General features: G+C 60.4%; 21 protein-coding genes and 3 pseudogenes. 17 read left to right on the forward strand and 7 right to left on the reverse strand.

What is annotated here, in order from left to right; all coding sequences use genetic code 11:
- Nucleotides 1–74: 74 nt before the first annotated feature.
- Entirely contained in the window at nucleotides 75–842 is a 768-nt protein-coding gene (locus AX768_RS18765; protein WP_062001600.1) for an SDR family oxidoreductase, read from the reverse strand.
- A gap of 434 nt (nucleotides 843–1,276) precedes the next feature.
- Between AX768_RS18765 and AX768_RS18770 the strand changes: the two genes are divergently transcribed.
- From AX768_RS18770 to AX768_RS18815, 11 genes are all read left to right on the forward strand, one after another.
- Entirely contained in the window at nucleotides 1,277–2,401 is a 1,125-nt protein-coding gene (locus tag AX768_RS18770) for a sugar ABC transporter substrate-binding protein (RefSeq protein WP_082778928.1), read from the forward strand.
- Between the two features lie 76 nt (nucleotides 2,402–2,477).
- Nucleotides 2,478–4,022, forward strand: coding sequence for a sugar ABC transporter ATP-binding protein (locus tag AX768_RS18775; RefSeq protein WP_062001602.1), 1,545 nt, complete (start codon nucleotides 2,478–2,480; stop codon nucleotides 4,020–4,022).
- 17 nt (nucleotides 4,023–4,039) lie between these two features.
- Nucleotides 4,040–4,780 carry an ABC transporter permease gene (locus tag AX768_RS18780; protein WP_231941525.1) on the forward strand — a complete coding sequence of 247 codons (741 nt, stop codon included), beginning with the start codon at nucleotides 4,040–4,042 and terminating at the stop codon, nucleotides 4,778–4,780.
- An 18-nt stretch (nucleotides 4,781–4,798) separates the two neighbouring features.
- The gene (locus AX768_RS33750; RefSeq protein ID WP_231941526.1) at nucleotides 4,799–5,053 is read left to right on the forward strand and encodes a hypothetical protein; all 255 of its coding nucleotides are present in this window, start codon (nucleotides 4,799–4,801) and stop codon (nucleotides 5,051–5,053) included.
- Nucleotides 5,054–5,087: 34 nt separating this feature from the next.
- Nucleotides 5,088–6,533 carry an aldehyde dehydrogenase family protein gene (locus tag AX768_RS18785; protein ID WP_062001603.1) on the forward strand — a complete coding sequence of 482 codons (1,446 nt, stop codon included), beginning with the start codon at nucleotides 5,088–5,090 and terminating at the stop codon, nucleotides 6,531–6,533.
- Nucleotides 6,534–6,544: 11 nt separating this feature from the next.
- Nucleotides 6,545–8,113 (forward strand): xylulokinase, encoded by a 1,569-nt coding sequence (gene xylB / locus AX768_RS18790; RefSeq protein ID WP_082779021.1) that lies wholly within the window; start codon nucleotides 6,545–6,547, stop codon nucleotides 8,111–8,113.
- A complete protein-coding gene (locus AX768_RS18795) occupies nucleotides 8,110–8,832 on the forward strand; it encodes an HAD-IA family hydrolase (RefSeq protein WP_062001604.1) in 723 nt (240 codons plus the stop codon). Before xylB ends, AX768_RS18795 begins: the two co-directional genes overlap by 4 nt.
- Nucleotides 8,822–9,667 (forward strand): MurR/RpiR family transcriptional regulator, encoded by an 846-nt coding sequence (locus AX768_RS18800; protein WP_062001605.1) that lies wholly within the window; start codon nucleotides 8,822–8,824, stop codon nucleotides 9,665–9,667. Before AX768_RS18795 ends, AX768_RS18800 begins: the two co-directional genes overlap by 11 nt.
- 18 nt (nucleotides 9,668–9,685) lie before the next feature.
- Nucleotides 9,686–10,447, forward strand: coding sequence for a ribose-5-phosphate isomerase RpiA (gene rpiA, locus AX768_RS18805; RefSeq protein ID WP_231941527.1), 762 nt, complete (start codon nucleotides 9,686–9,688; stop codon nucleotides 10,445–10,447).
- Entirely contained in the window at nucleotides 10,444–11,217 is a 774-nt protein-coding gene (locus AX768_RS18810; protein ID WP_062001606.1) for an SDR family oxidoreductase, read from the forward strand. Before rpiA ends, AX768_RS18810 begins: the two co-directional genes overlap by 4 nt.
- Nucleotides 11,218–11,241: 24 nt before the next feature.
- Nucleotides 11,242–12,630: an FAD-binding oxidoreductase gene (locus AX768_RS18815; protein ID WP_062001607.1), complete on the forward strand. Its 1,389-nt coding sequence runs from the start codon at nucleotides 11,242–11,244 to the stop codon at nucleotides 12,628–12,630.
- A gap of 5 nt (nucleotides 12,631–12,635) precedes the next feature.
- On the opposite strand, the gene AX768_RS18820 is transcribed toward AX768_RS18815, so the two are convergent.
- From AX768_RS18820 to AX768_RS18830, 3 genes and pseudogenes are all read right to left on the reverse strand, one after another.
- Nucleotides 12,636–13,628, reverse strand: a complete 993-nt coding sequence (locus AX768_RS18820) for an Abi family protein (RefSeq protein WP_086380380.1) — start codon at nucleotides 13,626–13,628, stop codon at nucleotides 12,636–12,638.
- Nucleotides 13,629–14,019: 391 nt separating this feature from the next.
- Nucleotides 14,020–15,596, reverse strand: a pseudogene (locus AX768_RS34200) (methyl-accepting chemotaxis protein).
- A 177-nt stretch (nucleotides 15,597–15,773) separates the two neighbouring features.
- The gene (locus tag AX768_RS18830; protein ID WP_062001609.1) at nucleotides 15,774–16,877 is read right to left on the reverse strand and encodes a hypothetical protein; all 1,104 of its coding nucleotides are present in this window, start codon (nucleotides 16,875–16,877) and stop codon (nucleotides 15,774–15,776) included.
- 197 nt (nucleotides 16,878–17,074) lie between these two features.
- On the opposite strand from AX768_RS18830, the pseudogene AX768_RS18835 reads away from it, so the two are divergent.
- Nucleotides 17,075–17,422, forward strand: a pseudogene (locus AX768_RS18835) (extracellular solute-binding protein); the annotation flags it as partial.
- A 7-nt stretch (nucleotides 17,423–17,429) separates the two neighbouring features.
- Here AX768_RS18835 and AX768_RS18840 read toward each other — a convergent pair.
- The gene (locus AX768_RS18840; protein WP_197672636.1) at nucleotides 17,430–17,981 is read right to left on the reverse strand and encodes an IS630 family transposase; all 552 of its coding nucleotides are present in this window, start codon (nucleotides 17,979–17,981) and stop codon (nucleotides 17,430–17,432) included.
- Nucleotides 17,978–18,484 carry a helix-turn-helix domain-containing protein gene (locus tag AX768_RS18845; protein WP_231941265.1) on the reverse strand — a complete coding sequence of 169 codons (507 nt, stop codon included), beginning with the start codon at nucleotides 18,482–18,484 and terminating at the stop codon, nucleotides 17,978–17,980. The genes AX768_RS18840 and AX768_RS18845 overlap by 4 nt, the downstream gene beginning before the upstream one ends.
- A 26-nt stretch (nucleotides 18,485–18,510) precedes the next feature.
- Between AX768_RS18845 and AX768_RS18850 the strand changes: the two are divergent.
- The 3 genes and pseudogenes from AX768_RS18850 to pdeR all read left to right on the forward strand — a co-directional run.
- Nucleotides 18,511–19,065 (forward strand): annotated as a pseudogene (locus AX768_RS18850) (extracellular solute-binding protein); the annotation flags it as partial.
- Nucleotides 19,065–20,885 (forward strand): diguanylate cyclase domain-containing protein, encoded by a 1,821-nt coding sequence (locus tag AX768_RS18855; protein WP_062001611.1) that lies wholly within the window; start codon nucleotides 19,065–19,067, stop codon nucleotides 20,883–20,885. The pseudogene AX768_RS18850 and the gene AX768_RS18855, both read left to right, overlap by 1 nt.
- Before the next feature lie 486 nt (nucleotides 20,886–21,371).
- Complete coding sequence (pdeR, locus tag AX768_RS18860) at nucleotides 21,372–23,387, forward strand: cyclic di-GMP phosphodiesterase (protein ID WP_062001612.1); 2,016 nt, start codon at nucleotides 21,372–21,374, stop codon at nucleotides 23,385–23,387.
- A gap of 41 nt (nucleotides 23,388–23,428) precedes the next feature.
- Here the strand turns inward: pdeR and AX768_RS18865 are convergent, their stop codons facing one another.
- Complete coding sequence (locus AX768_RS18865) at nucleotides 23,429–24,307, reverse strand: crotonase/enoyl-CoA hydratase family protein (protein WP_062001613.1); 879 nt, start codon at nucleotides 24,305–24,307, stop codon at nucleotides 23,429–23,431.
- Between the two features lie 381 nt (nucleotides 24,308–24,688).
- Here AX768_RS18865 and AX768_RS18870 point away from each other — a divergent pair, with 381 nt between their 5' ends.
- Nucleotides 24,689–25,513 (forward strand): methyltransferase domain-containing protein, encoded by an 825-nt coding sequence (locus AX768_RS18870; protein ID WP_082778930.1) that lies wholly within the window; start codon nucleotides 24,689–24,691, stop codon nucleotides 25,511–25,513.
- A gap of 21 nt (nucleotides 25,514–25,534) precedes the next feature.
- Complete coding sequence (locus AX768_RS18875; RefSeq protein ID WP_062001615.1) at nucleotides 25,535–26,575, forward strand: alpha/beta hydrolase; 1,041 nt, start codon at nucleotides 25,535–25,537, stop codon at nucleotides 26,573–26,575.
- The last annotated feature ends 165 nt before the right edge of the window (nucleotides 26,576–26,740 follow it).

Below are 26,740 nucleotides of genomic sequence, written 5' to 3' on the forward strand. Positions count from 1 at the left end.
TATTTATGCGAAGTATCCACGTGCGCTACTTAAACGAACGAACGCCGGTTTTTTTTGAACCCGCGCGTCAGGCTTCAAAGCACGGCAAGCCACCCGCCATCGACGTAGATGATCTGCCCGTTCACATAACTCGACGCCGCCGACGACAGGAACACCGCCGTGCCGACAAGTTCCTCCGGCGTGCCCCAGCGCTGAGACGGGTTGCTGCTTTTCACCCATGCATCGAAGGTGGGATTCTCGACCAGCGGCTTGTTCATGTCGGTGAGGATGTACCCCGGGCCAATCGCGTTCGCCTGGATATTCGATGCCGCCCATTCCGCGCTCATCGCGCGCGTCAGCATCTTGATGCCACCCTTCGCGGCGGTGTAGGCGCCCACGGTCGCGCGCGCGCCTTCGCTCGTGAGCGATCCGATGTTCACGATCTTGCCGCCATTCCCGCGCGCGATCATGCGCTTCGCCGCTTCCTTGGACACGATGAACGCGCTCGTGAGGTTGGTGTCGATCACGCGTTGCCAGTCGCCCAGCTCAAGCTCGATAAGCGGCTTTCGAAATTGAATGCCTGCATTGTTGATGACGATATCGATCTGCACGCCATGTTCGTCCCAGTGCGTGAACGCATCCTTGACGGCTTGTTCGTTCGTGACATCGAACGCACGGCCTTGCGCTTTCAAGCCGTTGCTCACGAGGCGCGAGACCGCTTCGTCGACGGTATCGGGTCTCGTTCCGTTGATGATCACCGCAGCGCCCGCATTCGCGAGTCCTTCAGCGAGCGCGAAGCCAATGCCACGCGCCGAACCGGTGACAAGCGCGGTGCGGTTACTCAAATCGAAAAGCTGTGTCATGCGTTTGTCCTCGTACCTGTTTTGTCATATCGGCTTTAGGTGAGCCGAAGCGCAGGAAAACATTGTAGTGGGATGGCGCTAGGCGGCAGGCTGCGGGCAATGCGGAGCGGGTGACCAATCTAACGGTGCGATTTTTGTTAATTTCGTATCAAAAAGTAGTGTTGCTACGTGAACAACGCATTTTCCAACCGGTAATGCGTGTATTGATATCGTAATTTTTACGCTTTGAGTAAGTAAATCGCCGCGCCGCAGCAAATTTATTGCGCTGAAACAAGTATTTGAATCACGTAAACCCTAGATTGTGATCCACCGTTCAGTCCTTTACATTGCGTCGTAATACTACGGTTCAAATTGTTGTTCACTACAACTTCGGCGACCGACGCAGACTGTCGAAAAGCAGAAATCGCCTGTATTGCCATGAGAGGAGACAAACCATGGATGATGATTCAAAGGCCTTCGCATCAGAGTCAGCTTCACAATCTGCTTCAAAACCGGTTTCCCGCCGCAAGTTCTTGGTCGACATGGCCGCGACCGCAGGCGCGCTTTCCCTTTCGCCACTGGCGCTCGCGCAGCAAAAGCCGCTCGTGCCTTTCAGCAACAAGAGCCTCGATTACTACTTCTTCGCGACGCAACAGGAGGCGGTAAAGCGCGCGGTCGAGGCGAAGGGCTGGACGTTCCAGGCGGTCAACGCGAACTTCAGCACCACGACCCAGCTCGAGCAATGGCAGAGCCTGTTGCTCAAGAACCCGGCTGCCATCATCGCGGACCCGATCGACAGCCAGGCTATCGCGAGCGTGATCAAGAAGTACAACATGAAGAAGATTCCGGTCGGCATCATCGATACCCCCGCGCTCGCCGGCGATGTATCGATCACCGTCGACTTCGACAATTACGCCGGCGGCGTGATGGCGGCCGAAGCCATCGTCGCGGCGCTCAAGAAGAAGAACGGTTCGACCAAGGGCACGGTGCTCAACTGCTACGGCGCGCTGCAATCGGTGGCATGGCGTCTTCGCAAGGAAGGGCTCGAGGCGACCTTCAAGAAGTATCCGGACATCAAGCTGATCAGCCGCCCGACTGAAGGGCTGCTCAAGAACATGCTGTCAGTGACGCTCGCCACGCTCTCGGAATATCCTGATCTCGACGCCGTGCATGCGCCCAGCGATTCACCCGCGCGCGGCATTGTGACCGCGCTGCAGCAAAAGGGTAAGTGGAAGAAAGTCGGCGAGCAGGGCCACGTGATTTTCGTGAATATCGACGGTGAACCGGCTGCGCTCCAGTGGATCGGCGACGGTTACATGGACGCGGTCGTATCGCAGGATCCGATCGCCTATGCGCAGATCACGGTCGAGATGCTCGACAAGTATTCATTGAAGGGCCAACCCGTGCCGCTCGGGCCATATCAGAACAGCCAGTACTTCTGGGAGAAGGCGGAAATCACGAAGTCCGTGACAGGTCCGAGCCTCGTGATCCAGCCCTTCGTAGTCGATGGCAACTCGGTCAAGGACAAGCGCCAGTGGGGCAACATCGCTTACAACGAATGGGGCCTGCGCTACAGCTAGGCCGCCGCTTGGCGCACGTTGAGTCTTCCGGTCCGCGTCACGGCGCGGACCGGTAACAGCAACCGGATGGTCGGACATGGCAGATACCAGCAGCACGGAATATATTCTCAGGACCCGCGATATCGTCAAGCGCTACAAGGCGGTCGTCGCGCTCGATCACGTGTCGGTCAACATCCGGCGCGGCACGATTCACGGCCTGCTCGGCGAAAACGGCGCGGGGAAGTCCACGCTTGTCGGGCTGATTTCAGGCTTGATATCGCCGACGGAAGGCAGCATCGAATTTGCGGGTGAAGAGGTGCAGGGCTTTGACGTCAAGCAGATGGAAGCGCGCGGCGTGTTCCTCGTCACGCAGGAGCCGATGATCGTCGAGTCCATGTCGGTCGCCGACAACCTCATGCTTGGCCACTGGCCCGTGAAGCGCGGTTTCACGAAGACCGTCGATCAGCGCGCGCTGATGGCGAACGCGGTCAAGGCGCTGGAAGGCACGGGGCTCGACCCGCGCATGTCGGCGCGCGAACTCTCGGCAGTCGCCAAGCGCAAGCTGAACATCCTTCGTGCTCTGTACAGCGGCGGCAAGCTGCTGATCCTCGATGAACCGACCGCCGCGCTCACGCTCGCGGACCGCGATCATCTGTTCGGTTTCATGCAAAGCCTCAAGGCGCAGGGCGTGAGCTTTGTGTTCATCTCGCACTACAACGAAGAGATCCTGAGCATCTGCGACGGCGTGACCGTGCTGCGCAACGGGCGGCTTGCTGGGGAGATGGACAATCTTGACGGGATCGATTCGGATGCGTTGTCGGAGCTGGTAATCGGCCGCGATGTGCCGTTGTTCCACCGGGCGCACGGCGAAGGTGATGACGAACGTCATATTCAAGGCGAAGCCGCGTGGCAGGTCAGCGGACTTCAGGCACGCAACATCAATATAGAGTCATTCAGCATCAAGCCTGGGGAGATCGTGGGGTTTGCGGGCTTGCCGGGTTCAGGGGCGAAGGAGTTTGGCCTCGCGCTGTTCGGGCTCAATCGCGCGAGCCGCGGCCGCATCAGACATGGCAATCGGGAGATGGATTTCCCCGATCATCCGCAAGCGGCGTTCGCGAACGGCATCGCGTATCTGTCCGACGACCGGCATCGCGATGGACTCGTCGGCCTGCAAAGCATCGCGCAGAACATCACCATGTCGAGTCTTGCGAAAGTTTCCAAGGCTGGCGTCATCGATGCCCCCGCCGAGCGCTCGGTGGTCAAGCGCTACTTCGAACACCTCAGGGTCAAGGCGGCGACGCCAAAGGTGCTGCTCGGCACATTGAGCGGCGGCAACCAGCAGAAGGTGTGTCTGGGCCGCGTGCTCGCCACGGAACCCAAACTGCTGATCCTCGACGAACCCACGCGCGGCATTGACGTAGGCGTGAAGGAAGAGGTTCATCGCATCATCGATGCCCTTACGCGCGAGGGCCTGAGCGTGATCGTGATCACGAGCGACCTGGACGAAATGGTGCGGATGGTCGATCGCGTCTGCGTGTTCGTGGATGGCGAGGTGAGCCAGGAATACACCGGCGCGGACATCGATAAAGACTCCATCCTGCAGTCGGCATTCGGCGCCGCCAGCAGCGCACTTACACACTAAAACTCAGGAGACGGATCATGCAACCCAGGAGCAATATCTCCGCGAGCGTTCCGCCGGCGGCGCCCCCCGCCGCGGCAAAGCGGCCCGCAAAACACAGCGTGCAATGGCTGTTCCAGAACGTGGTGTGGCTGTGGCTTGCCGCGCTCGTGATTGTGTTCGGCGTGCTCAATCCGTTCTTCTTCACGGTCTCGAACCTGCAGAACGTGCTGGTGCAGGCGACCGTGCTCGGCCTTCTTGCGCTGGCGGTATCGCTGCCGCTGATGGTCGCCGAGATCGACCTGTCGATAGCGAGCAATATGGGATTTTCAGCGGCAATCGGCGCGATCATCAGCACGCGGCTCGGCATGTCGCCGGCGATCGGCGTCCCGCTCGGCATTGCGGCGGCGACGGCGATCGGCTTCTTCAATGGCCTGTGTGTCACGCGCTTGCGGATGGTCTCGCTGATCCAGACGCTCGCCGTGATGATCGTGCTGCAAGGCTCGCTCTTGGCGGTCACGCAAGGCAATACCATCTCGGACATGCCCAACAGCTTTATCTGGATCGGGCAGTACACCATTGGCAACTGGCCGGTGATGCCGGTTGTGTTTCTCGTCGCGCTGATCGGCATGGGCTTCCTGTTGCGCAAGACCGTGCTCGGCCGAAGCCTTTATGCGACCGGCGGGAATGCGCTCGCGGCAAACTCGGCCGGTATCCGCGTGAACCGGGTGAAGGTCATCGCGTTCACGTTGTCGGGATTTCTTTCCGGCGTCGCGGGTTAATTGCTGGCTGCGTGGCAAATGGCGATCACGTCCGATCAGGGCGAAGGATTCCTGCTCTATGCAATCGCGGCGCCGATCATCGGCGGGGTCAGCGTGTTCGGCGGACGCGGCGGCGCAGCGGGGATTCTTGGCGGCGTCTTGCTGCTGACGGTGATCCACGTCGGGCTTGCGATCACGTCGGTGCCGTCGTTTTATGTGCAGATGATCGGCGGCGTGCTGATCTTTATCGCCGTGGCGGTCGATGCCATTCGCGTGAACTTCGTCGCGCAATGAGCCGGCTCAAAGTACTTTTCAGGCATTCAAAGACATGACCGATCCAAGACAGTGCGAGATGTATATCGACGGCCGCTTCGGCAATGGCGGCGAGACCGAATGGCTCGACGTGATGAACCCGGGTACGGAACAGATCATTGCCCGCGCCCCGGACGCGCGTGCTCCGGTCGTCGATGCAGCCGTGGCCGCAGCCAAAGAAGCATGGCAAACATGGCGATGGACCAACCCGTTCGAGCGCTCGCAGTTGCTGCATGCCATCGGCGATAAAGTCACGCTGGCCGAGCGCCTTATCGCCACTGCGATTACCGAAGAGATGGGCAAGCCGCTCGGCGAGGCGCGCGGCGAAGCGAAGAAACTCGCGAAGGCGTTTCACTACTACGCGGAAGAAGCGGTACGCGTCTTCGGCAGCACGATTCCGAACGAAGACGACGGCTTCATCAGCATCGTAGAGAAGGAACCCGTGGGCGTGGTCGGGGCGATCGCGCCGTGGAATTATCCGGTCGAGCTGATCGGATGGAAACTCGCAGCGGCACTGGCGGCGGGGTGCACGATTGTCGTGAAACCGTCGGAATACACACCGTCGAGCGCGCAGGAATTGTTTCGATGCCTGGACGAGGCGGGTCTGCCGCCGGGCGTGGCGAACCTTGTCATGGGCGCCCGCGAGACGGGGCGTTTGCTGGTCGGCCATCCTGACATCGATAAAGTCGCGTTCACCGGTTCGCAAGCTGCAGGAGAAGACATCTACCGGACGGTGCGTGGGATCACGCCGCTTTCGCTGGAACTGGGCGGGAGCTGTCCGCTGATCGTGACGGGGAACGCTGATATAGAACGTGCGGTTGCGGGCACCTTGCGCCGCGCGTTTCGCAACGCCGGGCAGATCTGCATTTCGATCAATCGTGCGTACGTGCATGAGTCGGTCTACGGACGCTTTGTCGATCAACTGGCGTCGGGCGCACGCAGCCTCGTGGTCGCAGACGGGCTCCTGCGTGAGAACGCCGATGTCGGTCCCATGACAACCCGCGCAGGCGTGGCCAAGGTCGAACGTCACGTCGCCGATGCGCGCGAGCATGGTGCGCAAATTCTCTGTGGCGGCGGACGTCCCGATGGCGCAACGCGCGGTTTGTACTACGCGCCCACGGTCATTGCCGACTGCACGCCCGGGATGCTCGTGATGCACGAGGAAACGTTCGGGCCGGTGATCGGCGTGGCGCAGTATCGTTCGCTCGATGACGCCATTGCCGAGGCTAACGGTACGCCGTCGGGTCTTGCGGCCTACGCATACACGGAAAACATCAAGGAAAGTTTCACGCTGAGCAAGCGGCTCGACTTCGGCAACGTGTCAATCAATCATGTCGATGCCGGCATCATGAACGCGCCTTACGGTGGCCGCAAGCAAAGCGGCACAGGCTACGAACACGGCCACGAAGGCATGGAAAGCTACTTGCATCTCAAGCACGTGCGGCTTCGGCACGGCGCATGACGGGGACGTCGATGGAACGCTATCTTCTCGGTATCGATATCGGCACCTCGGCGTGCAAGGTGATCGCAGTCGACAGCCGCGGGCAGGTGGCCGCGAAAGCGGTCGGCGATTACCCGGTAATGAGCCTGCGGCCCGGCTGGGCCGAGCAGGACCCCGAGTACTGGTGGCGCGCGGCGGACAAGGCCGTGACGGAAGTGCTCGCGCGCTTGCCTGACCGGCGCGCGGTGCAAGGCATCGGGTTGAGCGGCCAGATGCACGGCCTGATCGCGCTCGACAAACACGACCACGTGCTGCGTCCCGCGATCCTCTGGTGCGACCAGCGCGCGGCGCCCCATTGCGACGAAATCACCGCGAAGGCGGGCGGCCTGCAGGGCTTGCTCGAGCTCGTACAGAACCGCATGCTGCCAGGTTTCACGGCGGGCAAGCTGCTGTGGATGCGCGAGCACGAACCCGAGCTGTTCGCGCGCTTGCGTCGCATGTTGAACCCGAAGGATTACCTGCGCCTGCGGCTGACGGGCGAGCATGTAACGGATGTATCGGATGCATCGGGCACGGGACTTTTCGATGTCCGCAACCGCAGGTGGTCCAGGCCGCTGATGCGTTTGCTCGACTTGCCGGAAAGCATCTTGCCTGAGGTCGTGGAGTCGTCGGACAGGACCGGTGTCTTGTTGCCCGACCTTGCCGCGCGATGGGGCTTGCCGCCCGCGACGCCGGTCTTCGGCGGCGGCGGCGATTCGGTGATCCAGACCACGTCGATGGGCGTCATCGACAGCGGGCCGCTTGGCGTGACGCTCGGCACGGCAGGGATCGTCGCGGGCGGGATGCGCTCGTGCCCGGTCCCGACCGGCCAGTTGCAGATCTCGTGCGGCAACGCGCCGGGCCGATGGCATGTGATGGGCGTGACGTTAACTGCCGGCGGCGCGTTCGAATGGCTGAAACAGGCGCTGGCAAGCGTCTCGCCAGCAACCGGCGCATTGAGCTTCGAGCGCATGATATCGATGGCGCGTGAAGCGCCGGCCGGCTCCGGCGGCCTGTTGTTCCTGCCATACCTGCTCGGCGAGCGCTGCCCGCACGTCGCCGCTGACGGCCGCGCCGCCTGGATCGGTTTGACATCGATGCACGGCGGTCCGCACCTCGTGCGCAGCGTCATGGAAGGCGTGCTGCTGAACATCCGTACAATCGCTGCGCTGTGTGTATCGTCGGGACTGGCTTGCGATGAAATTCGCGCATCCGGTGGTGCGATGAGCGAGCCGTTCTGGTCGCAGCTTCTCGCCGACGTGCTGCAGCGCGAAGTGACGACCGTCACGGGCGCAGCCGAGGGCGGCGCATATGGCGCGGTGCTCGCGGCGGGCGTGGGCAGCGGCTGGTGGACAACGCTCGATGAAGCCGTCGCAACGCTCGAAGTGACGAGCCGCACGGCGCCCGATCGCGCGCTCGATCCGCTCTATGCGTCGCGCTTCAGCACGTTCCGCGGCCTCTACGACGCGCTGCAACCCGTCATGGCACAGATTGCGGCAGAGGCCGCCCCGACGAATAAAAATGTCCCCTTGCAACCGACTTCTCCGATCGAGGCAACATGACAACAACTGACGCCGCCATTTCTGCCGGCACGCGGGTCGCCGGCATCGTCTTCGATCTCGACGGCACGCTCGTCGATACCGCGCCGGACATCACGAGCGCCGTCAATCGCATGCTTGCGACGCGCGGCTTGCCGCCGCAAGAGGTTCACTTCGTCGAACAGTTCATTGGCGAAGGGTCGTATGGCCTGATCGACAAGCTTTATAAAGGGCTTGGACTGACGCTCGACCAGGCGCGAGTCGCCGCTGATGTCGAGACCTATCTCACGCTCTACAAGCAGCATCCGGTCGAATATTCGACGGTGTACCAGGACGCGCTGCACGCCATTCCCGCGCTTCATGCAGCGGGTATTGCGCTCGGCGTGTGCACGAACAAGGCGCAATTCCTGGCCGAAGCCGTGCTGAAGCATTTCGATCTTGAACGCTACTTCACGTCGATCGTCGGCGGCGATACCTTGCCCGAACGCAAGCCGCACCCGCAGCATTTGCTGACCACGCTGGAGCGCATGAACGTTGCGCCGGATCGGGCGCTTTACATCGGCGATACGACCATCGATGCGCAATGCGCGCGCGATGCCCACGTGCGGTGTTTCATCGTCGACTGGGGAACCGGGCCGGCGGTGGACGTGCCTGCTGCGTCGAGGCTCGCCGCGTTTGTAGATCTGCTCGCCATCAGCGCCGCGTCCGCCGGCGCGATCGTCCGGGAACCCAATGAGAAATGACCTCTTGCGCCGGATCGCGCTTGAACGTCCCGAACTGACGGGCGCGAGTTCGCGCATAGCCGACGTGCTGCTGAGCTCGCCCGAAGCCGTGCTCAAGATGAGCATGGCGGAGTTGTCGCTGGCGGCGCAAACGAGTGACCCGACGGTCGTGCGTTTTTTTCGCAGGCTCGATTGCGCCGATTACCAGGACTTCAAGGTGCAGCTCGGCCAGGGGCTGATTCCGCAAGCGCCGTTCGAATACGAGTCGATCACTGACGCCGATACCCCTGAAAGCGTCTGCAGCAAGATCATCACGAACTCCCTGCATGCAATCCAGCGCTTCAACTCGGATGTGCAGGCAGCAGCTATCGATGAAGCGGCGAGCCGTCTTATCGATGCAAAGGGGATCTTTCTCTTCGGCCTCGGCATCTCCGAAACCATTGCGTTCGATGCCGAGCACAAGTTCTTTCGGCTGGGGCTTCATTGCCGCGTGGTGCTCGATTCGCAGAAGCAATTGCTGCTTGCGCCTACGTTGCGAAACGATGAAGTCGCCGTGTTCTTCTCGCATTCCGGATCGACCAAGGCGCTCGTGATGGCCGCGGGCATGGCGCGCCGCAACGGCGCCGTCACCATTGCCATTTGCGCGCCCGGATCGCGTCTTGCGCAGACCTGTGACCTCGCCATCGGCGTGCCTGCTTACGAGAACACCGAGCTCTACACGCCGCTCACCGCGCGCATCAACCATTTGCTGGTGGTCAACATGCTCGTTGCAATGCTCGGCCTGCGCCAGGGCCGCAAGCTACCCGATAATCTCGCGGCGCTCGACCCGTGGTTCACCGACAAATTCATGGATTGATTGATAAAGGAGACACATATGGGCACGCATATCGAACCGGGTTACGCAACGATGAAACCGGCATCGGCACAGGACGAAGCGAAACTGGCTTCGGGCATCAAGGCGATCGATCATTATCTGCGTCCGGGCATGAAGGTCGGGCTTGGCTCGGGCACGACATCGCACTGGTTCGTGCGGGCGCTGGCTGCGCGCGTCGAGCGGGGCTTCGAGGTCGTGGGCGTGCCAACATCGAATGCAACGCGTGAACTCGCGCTTGAACTCGGCGTGCCGTTGACGGATCTCGGCACGATCGACCAGCTCGATGTCACCATCGACGGCGCCGATGAAATCGATCACCGGGGCAGCATGATCAAGGGTGGTGGCGCGTGCCTGTTGTGGGAGAAGATCGTGGCGGCGGCATCGAAGAAAATGGTCGCCGTCGTGGACGATAAAAAAGTCTTCGAGCGCCTCGGCCGCTTTCCATTGCCTATCGAAGTGATCCCGTTCGGATGGCAAAGCACGGAACGCCTGCTGCGCGAATTGTTCGTCAGCGCCGGTTTCGATAAAAGCGTGCGCATCACCACGCGCATGAAAAACGGCGAACGTCTCCTGACCGACAGCGGCAATCTGATCCTCGATTGCCACCTCGAAGCCATCGCCGATCCGATCTCGCTGGCGCCGCGCTTCAATGCCATTCCCGGCGTGGTCGAGAACGGTTTGTTCGTGGGTATCGCAAGCGAGATGATCGTCGGCCATGCCGATGGCAGCGCCGAAGTCGTCGTTATCCGGGCACTGCCATGACCTTGGCCACGGAAAACACGCTCGACGCATTCAAGCTCGACGGCAAGCTCTGCGTGGTGACGGGCGGCGCGCAGGGGATCGGCTTTGCGATCGCAAACGGTCTGCGCGATGCCGGCGCGCGTCTCGTGATCGCGGATCTGGACGCAGAACGTGGACAGGCCGCGGCGGATAAAGTCGGCGGCATGTTCGTGCAAATGGACGTGACGAACTCCGCTTCCGTCGACGACGCCTTCAACAAGGTCGTCGCCCGGTACGGCACGCTCGATGTACTGGTGAACAACGCGGGCATCGTGCGCAATACCTCCGCGCTCGATACCGATGACCATGCGTGGCGCACCGTCATGGCCGTCAACCTGGACGGGGTATTCTATTGCTGCCGCAGCGCCGCGCGGTTCATGACGGAAAAGCGTGCGGGGAGTATCGTGAATATTGCGAGCATGAGCGGGTCGATTGCAAACAAGCCGCAGCCCCAGGCGTCTTACAACGCATCGAAGGCAGGCGTGATTCATCTCACGCGTTCGCTCGCCGCCGAATGGGCGCCGTTTGGCGTGCGGGTCAATTCCATCTCGCCGGGGTATGTGGCGACTGAGCTGACCAAGCGCGGACTCGAAAACGAAGCGTGGCGCGATGCATGGATCGACGGCACACCGCTTGCGCGGCTCGCAAAGCCCGAGGAGATTGCGCCGGGCGTGATCTTCCTGGCATCGAATGCGAGCGCTTTCATGACAGGATCGGATCTCGTGATGGATGGCGGATATACGATCTGGTAGGCGTCAAAATCAATGGAGACAGAAATGGCGGCACAAGAAGCGGTTCACGCGCTGCGCGAGGCTTTGGGTTCGCAAGTGGTGCAATTGCCGGAGGAGTTCGGGGACCGGCGCGTGGTGGACTGGAGCGGACTGCCGGGCGGCGTGCCGCTTGCGGTGATCCGTCCGCGCGATACCGCCGAGGTCGCAAAAGCGCTGCATATCTGCTCGGAACATGGACAGCCGGTCGTGACGCAAGGCGGACTGACCGGGCTCGTGGGCGGCGCCAACGTGCAGGGCGGGGAAGTCGCGATCAGCCTCGACCGCATGAACAAGATCGTTGAAATCGATCCGGTTTCCAGCACGATGACCGTGGAGGCCGGCACGCCGCTGCAGGTCGTGCAGGAAGCCGCGACGGCTGCGGGGTTCTATTTTCCGCTGGATCTGGGCGCGCGGGGCAGTTGTTCCATCGGCGGGAATCTGGCGACGAACGCCGGTGGAAATCGCGTGATCAAGTACGGCATGATGCGCGATCAGGTTCTGGGGCTTGAAGCCGTGCTCGCAAGCGGCAAGGTGATCGGCGGCCTCAACAAGATGATCAAGGACAACAGCGGCTACGATTTGCGGCATCTGTTGATCGGCAGTGAAGGCACGCTTGCCATCATTACCCGTGTGGTTTTGAGACTGCGTCCGAAGCCGACTGCAACGGCCACGGCATGGTGCGGACTGCCGTCATACGAGGCCGTCACCACGCTGCTCTCGCGCGCTCAGGCCCGGCTGGCGCCGGGGGTATCGGCGTTCGAAGTCATGTGGAAGGGGTACTACGACGCGGTGCTCGCCAACCTCGACACACTGCGCGCGCCGCTCGATGAAGCGCATCCGTTCTATGTCCTGCTTGAGAGCGTCGGGACCGATCCGGTGCGCCACGCGGATGCCTTCGAAGAGTTCCTGGGCGAGATGCTGGAGGCGGGCGTGGTGAGCGACGCGGCGCTGGCATCGTCGGATTCGCAGGCTCTCGCGTTCTGGGCGATCCGCGATGCGCCGGGCGAATACCAGCGCTTCATTCCGAACCACGCGGCCTACGATGTCAGCTTTTCGATAGCGCAAGTCGGCGAGGCGGCGCAGCGTTGCGATGTGCGCTTGCGCGAACGCTGGCCTGACGCGATTGTGATGATCTACGGGCATCTCGGCGACGGCAACATCCATGTCGTGGTCGACGTGCCGGGCATGGGCAAGCACGATCACGATGAAATCGACGACGTCATCTACGATGTCACACGCGATCTCCAAGGATCGATATCGGCGGAACACGGGATCGGCACGAAGAAAAAACATTTCCTGCACTTCACGCGTTCGGACAACGATATCGAGTCGATGCGCGCGATCAAGTCTGCGCTGGATCCGCACGGACTGCTGAATCCGGGGAAGGTTTTTTAGGGTAGCTAGACGACGGGAATCCATCGGGCGAGTGGAAGTCCGCCGTGGCGGACTTCTGCTGCGCCATGGCGGCGGCCAATGCCTCTAAGCTCTTTCTTCAAGCGCCGTAACGAACGATACGCGTTCAAATTCACCGACGCCATGCGTCGATGCCCGCCATGCCGTTTGTAGGCGTCCAGTGCCGCGATCCGGTTGAGCGACTCAAAACGATGATGAGCCTCGCCGGCCATATATACGTCGTGCAGCCCGGGCGATAGCCACTTCAGCAACTCGAGCACCCGGTCATAGGCGATTTGTAAGCGCGTCAGTGCCTCTGCTGGATTTGCGGGCGCGAAGCGCTCCACCCGGATCTTTCGTTCAATCCGCGCGCGACCCTCGGTCATCAGAGGTCCCGCCTTCCAGACCGGTTCCAGGTGCGCAATCCGGTTTCGCAGATCTTTGCAAAAATCGATGCGCGCAAACAGCATGTCGCGGTTTTTCGGCCGGTTCCAGAAACCGACGGAATTGTTCCTATGGCCCGGCATGATTTCCGTGAGCATCTCTGCCCAGTCGAGCGGTCGATGCGCGCAATCGTGACTGATATCGAGCACGTGCGGCCAGAAGCCAAAACTTAATTTCGATACGACGTCGTCCGGCGAGGGTGCGGGTGAACGCGGGACCAATTGATAGACGCCACTCAATCGACGCCGTTCATGTGTAATTTTTCTTATCAAATCAGTGGACTTCGGATTGAGACGCAAGTGTGCGTACCAGTCGCGCGAGATAGTTCCGCCAACGCCATAACGCGCGCTCAACGCGGTATGGAATTGGTTGCGAAGCGCGACTTCGGTAAATCCAAGTGCGCGCGACAAGGCCGCCGAGATCGCGTCGTTCCAGCAATACAGGCCATAAGCGGCCCGGTCCTCGTCGACTCCAAAGAACGTGCGGTAGTTACTGAGGCGCGCCCGCGACAGTGCCTTCACTGCACTCACAACATGTATTTGCTTCAAACTACTCATCGCGGTATAGTTCCTATGTACGCGCTGGGAACAAGTCTTGTTGCGCTCTCGGTTACCCGACAGACCTCAGGATCCCAAGACGCCAAAGAGACAGAAGGCCGCCATGTGCGGCCTTTTGCCTTTTCCAGACTTGAACATCGCGTAGCGTTGCACATTCTTGTCCATATCCGTCGCATGATCGTGGCCGTCAGCTTCACCACGTCCCATACCGCTGGCTCATGGACGGCTTATCGAGTGTAGGAACTTTCCGCTGCAGGGACGAGTCGGCCGAACGGCTAACCTGCAAGTCCGAAAGCCCGCATGTCGAATCGAACTGCCAGAAGACATGCGCACCGGCATTGCCGATGCGCAGTCGAATTGATTCAAGCCGTGATGTCCCGCACTGCGTTTCTCAAGCCACAACCTTCGCTGCCCCCTCGACGGTAAACAACCTCACCGCTTCATCGAGCACATCCGCGCGCTCCGCCAGCCGCAGCGCGGTCGCCGCCGCTTGCTCGACCAGCGCGGCATTCTCCTGCGTCGATCCATCCAGGTGCGCGACCGCCTGATTGACCTGGCGGATGCCCTCGGCCTGTTCGCTGCTTGCATTGGCCACTTCGGAAATGATCGCCGATACCCGATGCACAGCGGCATCGATTGCACGCATCTGGCTGGTCGTGCGCGAGACGAGATCCGTGCCTTCCGCGATCTGCGCAACGCTCGTCTCGACCACCACCTTGATCTCTCTCGCCGATGCGGCGCAGCGCTGCGCGAGGTTGCGCACTTCGGTCGCGACCACCGCGAACGAGCGGCCCGCCTCGCCCGCACGCGCCGCTTCGACGGCTGCGTTCAACGCGAGAATGTTGGTCTGAAACGCAATGCCATCGATCACGCCCGTAATGTCCGCGATCCGCTGCGACGCCGTGTTGATCCCGGCCATGGTTTCCTAAACACGCACCGCGATCTTGCCGCCATCGCTTGCTGCCGTCTGCGCTTCTTTCACAAGTTCGAGCGCGCGCACGCTGGCATCGGCGTTGCCGGTCACGGTGCTGGTCAACTGGTCCATGGTCGCGGCCGTTTGTTAGAGCGATGCCGCCTGCAACTCCGTGCGCCGCGACAAGTCCATGTTGCCGCTGGAGATTTCGCGCGCGGCGTCCATCATGCCGCCGATCTGTCCGCGTACATCGAGCACGATGGCCGAGATGTTAGCCTTCAACTGATTGAGCGCATGCTGGACTTCGCCGAGGTCGTCGCGTTTGCCGGCTTCCATCGACACGGTCAGGTCACCCGCCGCCATGCGCGATGCATAACCCGACATGGCGCTCACGCGCGTGCCGATCTGGCGTGCTACGCTCGCCCAGCCAAATGCGCCCACCAATGCGCTCACGCCAAACGCGATCCACAAGGGCAGCGGCGGCGCGCCCCTGTACGCGATCAGCCCGGTCACGAGCAACGCGAGCGGCGTGCTCGCATAACCCAGCGCCACGCGCGTCGTCACCGGCATGCGCATCAGCGAGCCGATCTTGCCCGCGATCCCACTGCGCACGAGCGTGCCATGTTCGAGACGCAGGGAGCCCATTGCGCCGGTGCGCATGCGCGCATACAGCGCTTCGGCACGTGCCACTTCATCGCGGCCGGGCTTCACGCGCACGCTCAGAAAACCCACTGCCGTGCCATGTTCGATCACCGGCGTGACGTTCGCACGAACCCAGTAGAAGTCGCCATTCTTGCGGCGATTCTTGACGAGCGCCGTCCATGGCCGGCCGCGGCGGATGGTCGTCCACATGTCGGCGAATGCATCGCGCGGCATGTCGGGATGGCGGATCAGATTGTGCGGCTGGCCGATGAGTTCTTCGCGCGGATAGCCGGAAACGTCGATAAAAGCCGGGTTGCAATATTTGATGTTGCCGGAGAGGTCGGTCGCGGAGACCAGCATTTCAGTTTGTGGGATTCATATTCGTGCTGCGTGACAGGCTGGTTGTTTCGCATTCAATGTCCTTTCTCTCTGCTGGAACGTATCCGCAGTTCTCTTTTTTACGTTACCCGTAGGTAATGGCATGTACCCACGAATGCTTCAGGGTTCTTATGCTTAAAAAATGAGAAAGAGCATCGGCGAGCACGGCGCATTGCACGCCGTGCCTTCGTAAATGCAAGCAGGTCAGCCGCTCAGAGCAGCACTGCCTGTTGCAGCATTTCCAGCGCCTTGGCTTCGTCGAGAAGACCGGCCCGCGCCTTGCCCGCCAGCGTCTTGAGCAGCGCTTCGGCTATCGGTTGAATGCCCTGCAGATGATCAAGGCGCGTGGTCGATGCTGGTGCCGGTTGCATCGGAGGAACGTCGACCGCCAATTCGGCCTGCACCGGCTCGTTGACCGGTTCGGCAGGCGTTACGTGTTGTACGCGTGCGGCATGCTTCGCCTCGTCGTGTTCTCCGGCGGAGCGACGCGACGGCAGCAGCAACGCCGTTACCGATGCCGGAATTTCCGCCGCCGTGCGCGCCACATCCAGCCAGCCCGCTGGCAATCCGAGCCGTTCGGTGAAGCGGTTGACCTCGTTGTCGTCAAGGCGTTTCTGGCCGTGCAGCCGATGCGCCATGTTCGATCCGCTCAACTCCATCAGCGCGCTCAGCCGCGCTTTCGATCCATTGCGCGATGTCAGCACATGAAGATTCGCGCGGCGGATCTTTTCGACCGAAGCGTCCTCGGCCGGCAGCAACGACTGTTGAAGGCCAGGCTTCGAGGGCGCCTGTGTTTTCTTGGGCGATGGGTTCATTGCGGGCTTCTCGCCAACTTTCCCGGCCTGCGCGTGAACAGGGTTCTTCTTTCGCATTTCTGCTTCCTTGGGCAAGTGCTCGCTCGATGTGTTTTCCGCATTGGCCTGCATGAAATCCAGCGGCGACTTCAACCGCGTGACGATCTCCGGGGCAAGCACAGGGTTCGGCTGATCGAAAAAACCATCGGGCAGACCAAGCGTTGTTTCGATATGAAAAGCAGTTTCGGGCGTGAACCCGACGCCGTTCACGAGTTCAGCCACGCGCGTGAGATTCGAGTCGAGGCCCAGCGCAATATTCTCGGCGCCGACGGCATCGACCAGCAACTTGAATGACCGCGTCTTGAAGATGGACGCGGTAACTTGCGCGTTTGCGGCATCGCGAGACGGCTGACCTTTCGCGAAGGGTTTGTTTTCGTGGCGGGACGTCGTTTTCGAAGGGCGGCGCGGTTGACGTGGACCGTTCTCTCGAGATCCCGAGTTTCGGCCATGCGCTTGACTCATGAGGTAAGGCTCTCCACCATAGATTCTGATCAGAGCCGGCATTATAGGCGAGGGCCGATCACGCTCCGCCTGATCGGTGCTTTGTTTTCGATTCGATTCAGTCTTCATCGTTGTGTTGTGTGGCGCCTCAACAATGCTGAAATTCCGGGTAAGAATTTCAGACTAGCTTAATGACCGCTTCCAAATTTAGTATCCGGAAGTCGCGTTATCACGCAAAGGTGGAAGTCACGCTGATCGATTCGGACGAGTCGCTGCACGACAGAATGCAAGCGGGCGCTGGGCCCCAATTCGATGTCTTCGCCGCCAACACCGCGGAGATCGAACGATACTCGCGCGAAAACCTGCTGGCGCCGCTCGATCTCGCAAGTATTCCCAACACGAAGCGGCAATTACCGCGCTTTCGCGATTTGGCATCCATTGGCGGTTTGATCCGCGATGGCAACGTGTACGCGATCCCGTTCACCTATTCGTCGATGGGACTCATCTACGATCGCAAGCAGATTCCCGTCGCGCCGCGCTCCATGAACGAGTTGTGGAACCCCCGTTAAGTGTTCAGGCGAAACGGATTTCAAATTCTGAGCCGTAGGCGGCGAGCAGTTTGCCGATCTCAGCATCGATGGTTTCCTTGGTCCAGGTAACGAAACGTCGCCAGTGATACTTTGCATGCTTCCAAACGATTTCGATCAGGTTCAGCTCGGGACTGTAGGGCGGCAGATGGAAGAGCACCATGCGATGCTCGAGAAACCACCGGTCGATCGTTTCCTGCTCGATGTTGTGATGAATCGAGGCGTTGTCGAGGACGACCACCGTCATCAGACCGGGCGAGCCGTCCTTCGCGATCTGGTCAAGAAACTCAACGACGGCGGGGCGTTTGATGGTCGCCTTGCTGACTTCATGCTTCAGAAGGTTGGCGCCGAAATCAAATGCGCCGAGGACCGAGCGTCTGCAATGCGGCCGAGGAACAACACGGTGTGGCTCGCCGATGGGCGACCAGCCGCGTTGCACCGGCGGTGAAGCGCAGAACCCTGATTGGTCAAAGTAGACCAGGCGGCACGCCCCATCACGAGCGGCCTGCTGCAACTTTGAGAGCGTGCCTGCTTTCACGGCGAACTCCAGTTCGTCGCGCTTTTTTTGAGCGAGTAGCGGCCACGTTTGTAGGAAAACCCCGCGCGCTTGAGCGCCACCGACAGCGTTTCCAGGCGGCATGGCAAAGGCTGGCCATGCACCTCCTCAATGCGCAGCGCGATCTGCTTGAGCGTCATCGATTCGGTGCGGGCCGCTTCGATGGCAGTGGCGATCAAGGCATCAGACAACGCGCGAGGCCGCCCGCCTTTATGCCCGGTCAGCAAACCACACAGGCCCCTGTCGTTCCAGGAATGCACCCAGTTGTACACCGACTTGTCGCTCACATCGAGCTCGACGGCGATCTCATGAACCCGTCGGCCGCTGCCAAGCTCCAGCAGACCCAGCCCTCGGGTTCGAAAGTCTTGATGAGGATGCTTGCGCGAGAGTTGTTGCAAGGTCTTCGTCTCCGCTTCGGTCAGTTCAACAGCACATTTCATCGGCAGGCAGGTAATCAGGATGGGATTGCCTGTCAGACTCGCCATTCTGAAATTCGTTTACTCCGCACACTTATCGCGGCAAGGTGCTCGATTTCAACAGCGGCCAGCATAACTATTCTTTCGCGGCACTGGCGCTGGGGTATGCCGATCCCTTCCAGCTCAATGCATCGCAAATGCGGACCATTACTCGCAAGCTGATCGATCTGCGCCGCAACCTGCTCGCTTATTACACGCTGCCGGAAGAGGCGGCTGCGGTTTTTATCGAACACAAGGCGGCGTTGATGTTCGGCAACTACGGGACGCAGCAGGTCGCGATGCTGCGTCGCGCGGGCGCGGATGTGGGTTACGTCATTCCCGACGAGGGCGCGCTCGCCTGGCTGGATTGCTGGGCGATGACGAAGTCGGCAGCCAATCAGCCGCTCGCGCTCGCATGGATCAACTACATGCTAGAGCCGCACGTGAGCGAACAGCTCACGCAGCGCCAGGGGCTCGCCAACACCTTGAACGCGGACCCGGAAAGCAGCGAACACGCGCACATTGTGTGGATCGAACCGGTCGAGGACGGCCGGCGGCGCGAAGCGCTGTGGAGCCGGATTGTCTCGGGCGACCGGCCGGAGCGATTTTGATGTGGCGCCCCGGGCTGACGTTCAAGCTGTCAGTCCTGCTGGCGTGCATCGGCGTGCTTACGTCGGGCGCGACGGGTTACTACGCGTATCGCGCGAACCGCACGTTGCTCGTGAGGGAAGCCGGGCGCAGCCTGATGACTTCGACGGAACTGCTTGCGCGGCGCTCATCGGTTGCCATCGACGATATTGCCGCCGACGCGCAGGTGCTCGCTTCGCTGCCGTCATCGGCGACGGTCGCCCAGGCCGACGACGGCTCCGGCAAGAACGCTGCCCGCGAGCGGCTGGCCCAGGTCTTCTTCAGTTTCATGACGCATCACCGGGAATATCTGCAGATCCGGCTGATCGCGCGCGAGCATCACGGCCTCGAGCTGATCCGTTTTGATCGTGACGCGAGCCACGCGGTGCGAGTGGAGCAAAGCGGACTGCAGGAGAAGGGCCAGTTAGCCTACGTGTTCGATACGCTGGCGCTTGCGCGCGGTCACATCTATGTATCGCCGATCACGATTAATCATGAGCAAGGCGCGCATTCGGCACAAGGGCGCCCGACCCTGCGCCTGGCAACGCCGGTCGCGGACAACCGCGGCACGGTGGTCGGCGTGGTTGTAATCGATGTCGACCTTGCGCGGCTGCTGGAACGTTTGCAGGTCGATCTGCCGGGCAATTACGAGGTGTTCCTTGCCAACGAATGGGGCGATTTCCTCGTGCATCCGGATGTATCGCAGACGTTCGGTTTCGATAAAGGCCGGCGGATATTCATGCAGGAAAACTTTCCCACGACGCGGCCGCTATTCGAAGACGGAAGATCAGCCGTGATGCTCAACGGTCTGACACAGCCCGACGAGGCGTCGTCGCGGATTCTCGCCTTCATACGCCGTCCGTTTGGCTCGTCCGAAGGCAACCGTTTTGTGGTGCTGGGCTTGTCCCGCCCACTTTCCGATGCCCTTAACGGCGCGAGCATGCTGGGCGGCAGTATCGTGCGAATCGTGCTGATTTCGAGCCTGCTCGCGATCATCCTGGCGGCCATGTTCGCCCGCGCGCTGGTCCAGCCACTGCAAACGCTCGCACATGCGGCGACGCATTTCTTCGCCGATCACACCATGGAAGCGCTGCCCGTCCGACGCACCGATGAAATCGGCGTGCTGGCGCGCTGCTTCGACCGCATGCGCCGCGAGATCCGCTCGCAGATCGACGGGCTGCATAGCAGGCAACACGAGTTGGTGCATCTTGCGCGCCACGATGCGCTGACGGGTCTCCCGAACCGGATGCTCTTCATGGAACGGCTGGAGGAAGCGATCCGCGACGCTGCATCGAGCGGCGAACCGCTTGCCGTATTGTTCGTCGATCTCGATCGCTTCAAGCAGATCAACGATCAGTTCGGGCACTCGGCCGGCGACGATGTACTCGTCGAGGTCGCGCGCCGCCTGCAGGAATTGTTGACCGGCGCCGACATGGTCGCGCGGCTCGGCGGCGACGAGTTCGTGGTGTTGATCAACGGCCCGCGCTCGGCCGGCCCGGCGCCGGGAATTGCCTCGCGTATCAAGCAGACGCTGGATGAGGTGCTGCTCGTCAACGAACGGCGCATGACGGTGGGCGCGAGCATCGGGATCAGCCAGTATCCGGTGGACGGCGATTCCGCCGGCGCGCTGTTGCTCAATGCCGACGCCGCCATGTACGCCGCGAAGTCCGACGGAAACTGCTCTTATCAGCGATACCAGGATTTGCCGGACTCCCAGCGCAACCGCACCGCCAAGGGCGTGGTACCGCAGGCGCAGGCCGACGACCTTGCCGCCGCGCAGGATGACGCCGACACGGTGTTCTGACCCAAAAAGCATGTACGTTCAGACAGCGGCGTGCGGCCTCATTAAGGTTTTTGGCTGGAAAGCCGTTATGCCGTTTACATCTTTCGACGAAACAGGGAGCGTCGGGCGTCGTCACGCTCTGTCCGGCTTTTCAGTGATGAAGGCTGGATAATGAAACGATGGTGCTTTTGCATTGATTAGACAAAATATAGTCTATTTTGGTGTAATGCCATTCGATTTACCATGTTGGGGTTTTGCAGCATTGCATCGTTATTTGTTTCGAAGTCGGGCGGTGATTCTGCAGTCCGCGTAAGATATGATCAAATAATTAAATTTAAGCGACTTACTGTTTGGGCCGGCACACGAAAGCCTGGAGCTTCGTGGTGCCGTGAAGCGGACTCGCAGGTTTGAGATTATCTCCAGCAGGGCGCATGACGCCGGCACTGGGTAGATCTGACGAGACGCGCTGACGGGGCGGCAGTCAGAGAATTTTTTCTGGAGTTGCTGATGATGGGTGAAGAAGACGGCCTAGACCTGTTTACGTGGTTTGGCACGACCAGCCCGTGCTGGCGGCTGTCGAGCGACAGTAATGCGCTCGAGCTTGCGACCGTGCGGGGACCCGCGAACGTCAGCATTCCGCTCGACGCGTCTCAGGCAGGGCAGATCCGGGCGCTGACGGGGGTGACGTCGCATCTGGCGCTCGACCTGAAGATATTCGGTTATCCCTACCGGCTCCACCTGGTCGGTAAAAAGATCAACATTCGCGAATGGGCCGGAACGGCATCGGATTACACGGACACCTCGTCGGTCGCCCGCGATCTCGTGCATGGTCTCGCATTTGCCGAACAAGTTGTTTCCGAAGTCAATTCGCTCGTCGTCATTCTCGACGGGCGTGGCCTTATTCAACGCTTCAATCGCATGTGCGAAGAAGTGACCGGCATGCGTGAGGAAGACGTCATTGGCAAAAGCGCCTATGTGCTTTTCATGTCGGATGACGAAGGCGCGGCGTCCAGGACCAACATCAACGGCTTCTTTGCAAGTGGCCAGCCGTACCAGGTCGAGCGTTACATCAATACGGTCACGGGACCGCGGCTCTTTCTGTTTCGCAACAAGTTCGTGCAGAGCGGCAGCGGCGTGGACGAGCGCTTCCTGATCTGCTCGGGCACCGACATTACCGAAGAGCGCAAGGCCCAGAAGCTGCTGCTCAAGCAGGCGACGACCGACGAGCTGACGGGGCTGCTGAACCGCAAGGCCATTCAGGAAGAAATCGAGAACGCGATCGCGGCCGAGAGAGAGGCGGGTGACAGCATTGGCGAAGAGCATCTCGGCATCCTGTTTCTAGACCTCGACAACTTCAAGAAGGTGAACGACCACTACGGACACGTGGTCGGCGACCGGCTGATCCGCGAGGTATCGGCGAAGATCAAGAGTTGTCTCGCTCCCGGTGACACGCTTGCGCGGCTCGGCGGTGACGAGTTCGTCGTGGTCGTCAGGAAGTCGACCATCCCGCTGCTGACCAAGACCGCTGAAACCATCCTGGGCAGCCTGCATCTGCCTTTTGACTTCGGACTGATCAAGCTTTACACCGGTTGCTCTATCGGTATAGCGCTGTATCCCGAGCATGGCGACAGGCTCGAAAGCCTGATTCGCAGCGCGGACACCGCCATGTACGTCGCTAAAGATGGCGGCAAGCATACGTATCGCGTGTTTACGCCGGAAATGAACCGCAAGGTTGCGGAATATGTGTGGCTCGACACGAACCTGCGCCGGGCGCTTGAAGAGAATCAGCTCGAGCTTTATTACCAGCCGAAGGTGAATCTCAGGAGCGGCGACGTCGACAGCGTCGAAGCGCTCGTGCGCTGGAATTCGCCGGAGCGCGGCGTTGTCTCGCCGCTCGACTTCATCCCCTATGCGGAGGAGTCCGGGTTGATCGGGCCGCTTGGACGATGGGTCATGCAAGCGGCTGCCACGCAGGCGTCGAACTGGCAGAAGCAGGGCCTCGACCTGCGCATATCCATCAACGTGTCGGCGCGCCAGTTGCGCGATACGGATATCGTCAAGCATTTCACCGAGGTGCTTGCAGAGACGCGCTCGCGTTCGTGCATGCTCGACGTGGAATTGACCGAAAGCTGTTTCATTGAAGACGAAGCGGCGGCGCTCGTGCTGATCACGCAATTCCGCAAGATGGGCGTGCGTGTGCATCTCGATGACTTTGGCACGGGTTATTCGTCGTTGTCGCAGTTGTCGCGTATTCCGCTCGACGCCATCAAGCTGGATCGAAGCTTCATCAAGGGAATCGATGTCAACAGCAAACCGCAAGCCCTCGTGCGCGCGATGGTCGCGATTGCGCATGAGCTGCGTTTGTCGGTGGTCGCCGAAGGCGTGGAAAGCGAAGCTGAAGCGGATTTCCTGCGCGGCCTGGGCGTGGATCTCGTGCAAGGCTTCCTTTACGCGCGGCCCATGCCTGCAAGAGCCTTCGAAGCGTGGCTCGCGGAGAAAAGAAAGCTCAGGCTCATCGCCTGAGCGTCTCCAGGTTAAGGAGTGTTGGTAAGGCTTAAAACTGCTTAGTGCTGGTCAAGGCTTGCCATCTTCAGTTTGGAGACACGGCGGTTCTGCAACATGACCAGCCGCTCCATGAAGGCCAGATCCTTCTCTTCAATCGTGAAGGCGGCCCGTACCCAGTCCTCCGTAATCTCGATCAGTTCAGCGCGCGGCAACGCCAATACACGTTGCCGCGCCTTGACCATCGCGCGAATGCCGTTGAGCTTGGGTCGAATGCCATCTATGAAAGTCCGCGTCGCAAGGAATGCATCGCCAGGCTGGAAAGTCTGGTCGACAATTCCCTTCTCTGCGTACCACTCGCCGGTATGCGCTTCTCCGGTGCTGATCAATTCTTCGGCGAGCCGCATGCCCGCCTTGCGTTCGACCAGTGAGTAACCGCCCATGCCTGGAAACAGGTTAAAGGCGATTTCGGGGAAACCCATTTTTGCGTCGTTCTGCGCGAGGAGAAAGTGATGTGCCAATGCGGACTCGAATCCACCCCCCAGCGCAGTGCCTTCTACCATTGCAATCGAAATGGCACCGGTACCAAATCCGCTATAGATTTCGTGCAGCCCGTCTATGCACGAACGCGCATAAGCCATGAGCAATTCACGCCGGCCTGATCGAATGGCATCGACAAAGAAGTCCAGATCACCACCTACGTTGAAGATGTCCGGTACGAGAGAACCCGTGACCCAGAAGTCAAAACGCAAGCCTGATTCTCTGGCTGCACGAGCGAGATCGATGATGTCATTCACGAGGTCCTGTGTGAAACACGGACGCGGACGTGAACGAAGCATCATCCACATTGTGTGGCGTTCTTCCTCGTAATAGGCGGAGATTTGCGAGAGGTCGCCGGCTTCGAGAAAGGGACGGCAAGCAGGGTTGTTTTTGAGGTTCATGGCGATGATCCAATTAAAAATAGGGTTGAACTTGGGTAAAGCCATGAGAGGGTAAAGCACAGAATTTCATATCGGCGGGGGTATACGAGGGGCAGCCCACACTCCCGCAAAGCATTTATGAAACACGTAAAACGGCTCAAAAAACGCGGTGAAATAACGTTGCTAAGCGAACCATCTGAGGTTGATAAAGTGTTCGCTTAGCAACGGCGAATCGTCGAGTTATAGTTCCTGTAGAGCGAGCACGAGCCGAGCGTCATTCACTCGGATGCGAGCCAACAAGTTGATGAGTTGGAGACAAGACATGGAAAGCTATTGCGGGCACATACAAGAATCAAAGGCAGCTCAGTTCGTTCAACCACACTTCGACCATCAGGCCCCACGATGACCAACTCACGATCCCCTTCCCAGCTTGGTGATTTTTCGCGTGTCGATTCTGTGGATGCGGACACTTTTGTCGCGCGGCTCGACGTCATGCAGGCGCTCGATTCGTTCCGGGTCTACAAGCAGGAGACGTTTGAATTAATGGGTCTCAAGCCCGGCATGCATATCGCCGACATAGGCTGCGGACCGGGCGACGATCTCGGCAAGCTGGCATTGCAGGTTGTTCCCGGTGGCAGCGCGGTGGGATTCGACTTGAGCGAAGCCATGCTGGAAGAAGCACGCCGTCGTCACGCGGATGTGCTGTCGCTGAGTTTCAGGAATGCGCCGGCTAACGAGCTGGGCGTCCCGGCGCGCAGCTTCGACGCGGTGCGCGCCGACCGCGTGCTGATCCACGTTCCAAGGCCGCAAGAAGCGCTCAAGGAGATGATTCGCGTGACGCGCCCGGGTGGGCGCATTGTGGTAAGCGAGCCTGATATGCCCGGCTGCTGGGTCGCAAGCAGCGACTATGTGTTGACCGGACGCATCATGCAGTCAATTGCGCAGTCATGCGTCAACCCTTACCTTGCTCGCGATCTGTACGCCATGTTCCACGATGCAGGCCTGCGCGACATCACGTTCAGCATGCGCAGCGTGAGCGCGTTCGATCCCCAGTCGGTCAACAAGATCCTCGATTTCAGGAGCGTCCTTGCCGGCATGCACGCGCGCAAACTGTTCACGGACGACGAGGTGACGCGATGGATTACGGAGTTCGAAGAACGCGGCCGGACCGGGCGTTTCGTCGCGGGTCTCCCCGTGATGATCGTGAGCGGCACCACCCAGGACTGAGTCTCGGGAACGGCAACCAAGATGCGTGATACTCAACTCAGTTGGCGCACACTTTACGGCTATGCGCGTGCCGTAAGCGCCTTTAGCAAGTCCGTGCTTCCGGACCTGACGCGCTCGAGCTTCGAGCGGCTTGCGTCAGCAGGAGGCGCTGCTACGCCCGGTGCAATGCAGGCCGCCTTGCCGCCGCACGAAGCGTTCGCGACGTCCGACAACTACCCGTTGGCTTATCGCCATTATGAATCGCGGAGCACGCACCGCGTTGTGATCCTGGTGCACGGTGCGGGATGCTTCGGCGACCAGTTGCACGCGCTGGCGCAGCACTTGTCGCAGCGTGATATTGCCGACGTGTACACGCTCGATATGCGTGGCCACGGACTCTCGCCGGGACGTCCCGGTCATGCAGTCGATGAACCGCGTCAGATGATCTCGGATGTCGCCGACTTCATTACGTTCGCTGCGCGCCGTCACAGAGGATCGTCGATCGTATTGGGCGGTCATTCTGCCGGAGGCGGTCTCGTTCTTGCCATCTCGCGCAGTCCGCTTCATCGGCTGGTGACGGGTTATTTGTTTCTTGCTCCGTTCCTCGGGCTCGGCTCGCCTGTGAATCGTCCTTACTTTGGAGGATGGGTGCGTCTTCGCGGTGTGCGCCTGCGGCTACTGAGCCTGCTTAGCGCATTAGGCATTACGCGTTTCAACGGGAGCACGGTAGTCGAGTTTGCGCCCGCGGCGCGTGCGATCGACAAGCGTTATATCCAAAGCTGGTCGTTCAATACGACGCTCGCATTCGGTCCCGGGCTTTGGGTCGAGAAAAAACCACCTATTGGTCCCGACGTGCCGGTACTGGTCTTGTCGGGAGACAACGACGAGTGTTTCCATGTATCGCTTTATCCTGCGGCATTCAAGATCGTCGCGCCGCACGCGGAGATTTGCAGCATGGGCGCAATCGGCCATTGGGACCTGCTTGCCGATCCCGCGATGCTTGGCGCCGTGGAACGCTGGTTAGGACGGCAAGACATGAAACCCATGGGCGTGCCCCAGGTTGTCAAGGCATCGACTTATTGAATTCGCCCGAAAATCTTTCCACGCTGCTTAATTCTGTAACATGTCGCCTGCAGCGAAACAGGCGGCTCCGGAAACAGCCGGGCGCCTGACGCTTAACTCCCATTCTGATTATTTTTGTTGATCAAAGAGATCCGCTTTTCTCCATTTATCGATGTGGGCTGGCGG

This window comes from Burkholderia sp. PAMC 28687 (assembly GCF_001577465.1).
Lineage (GTDB): Bacteria > Pseudomonadota > Gammaproteobacteria > Burkholderiales > Burkholderiaceae > Caballeronia.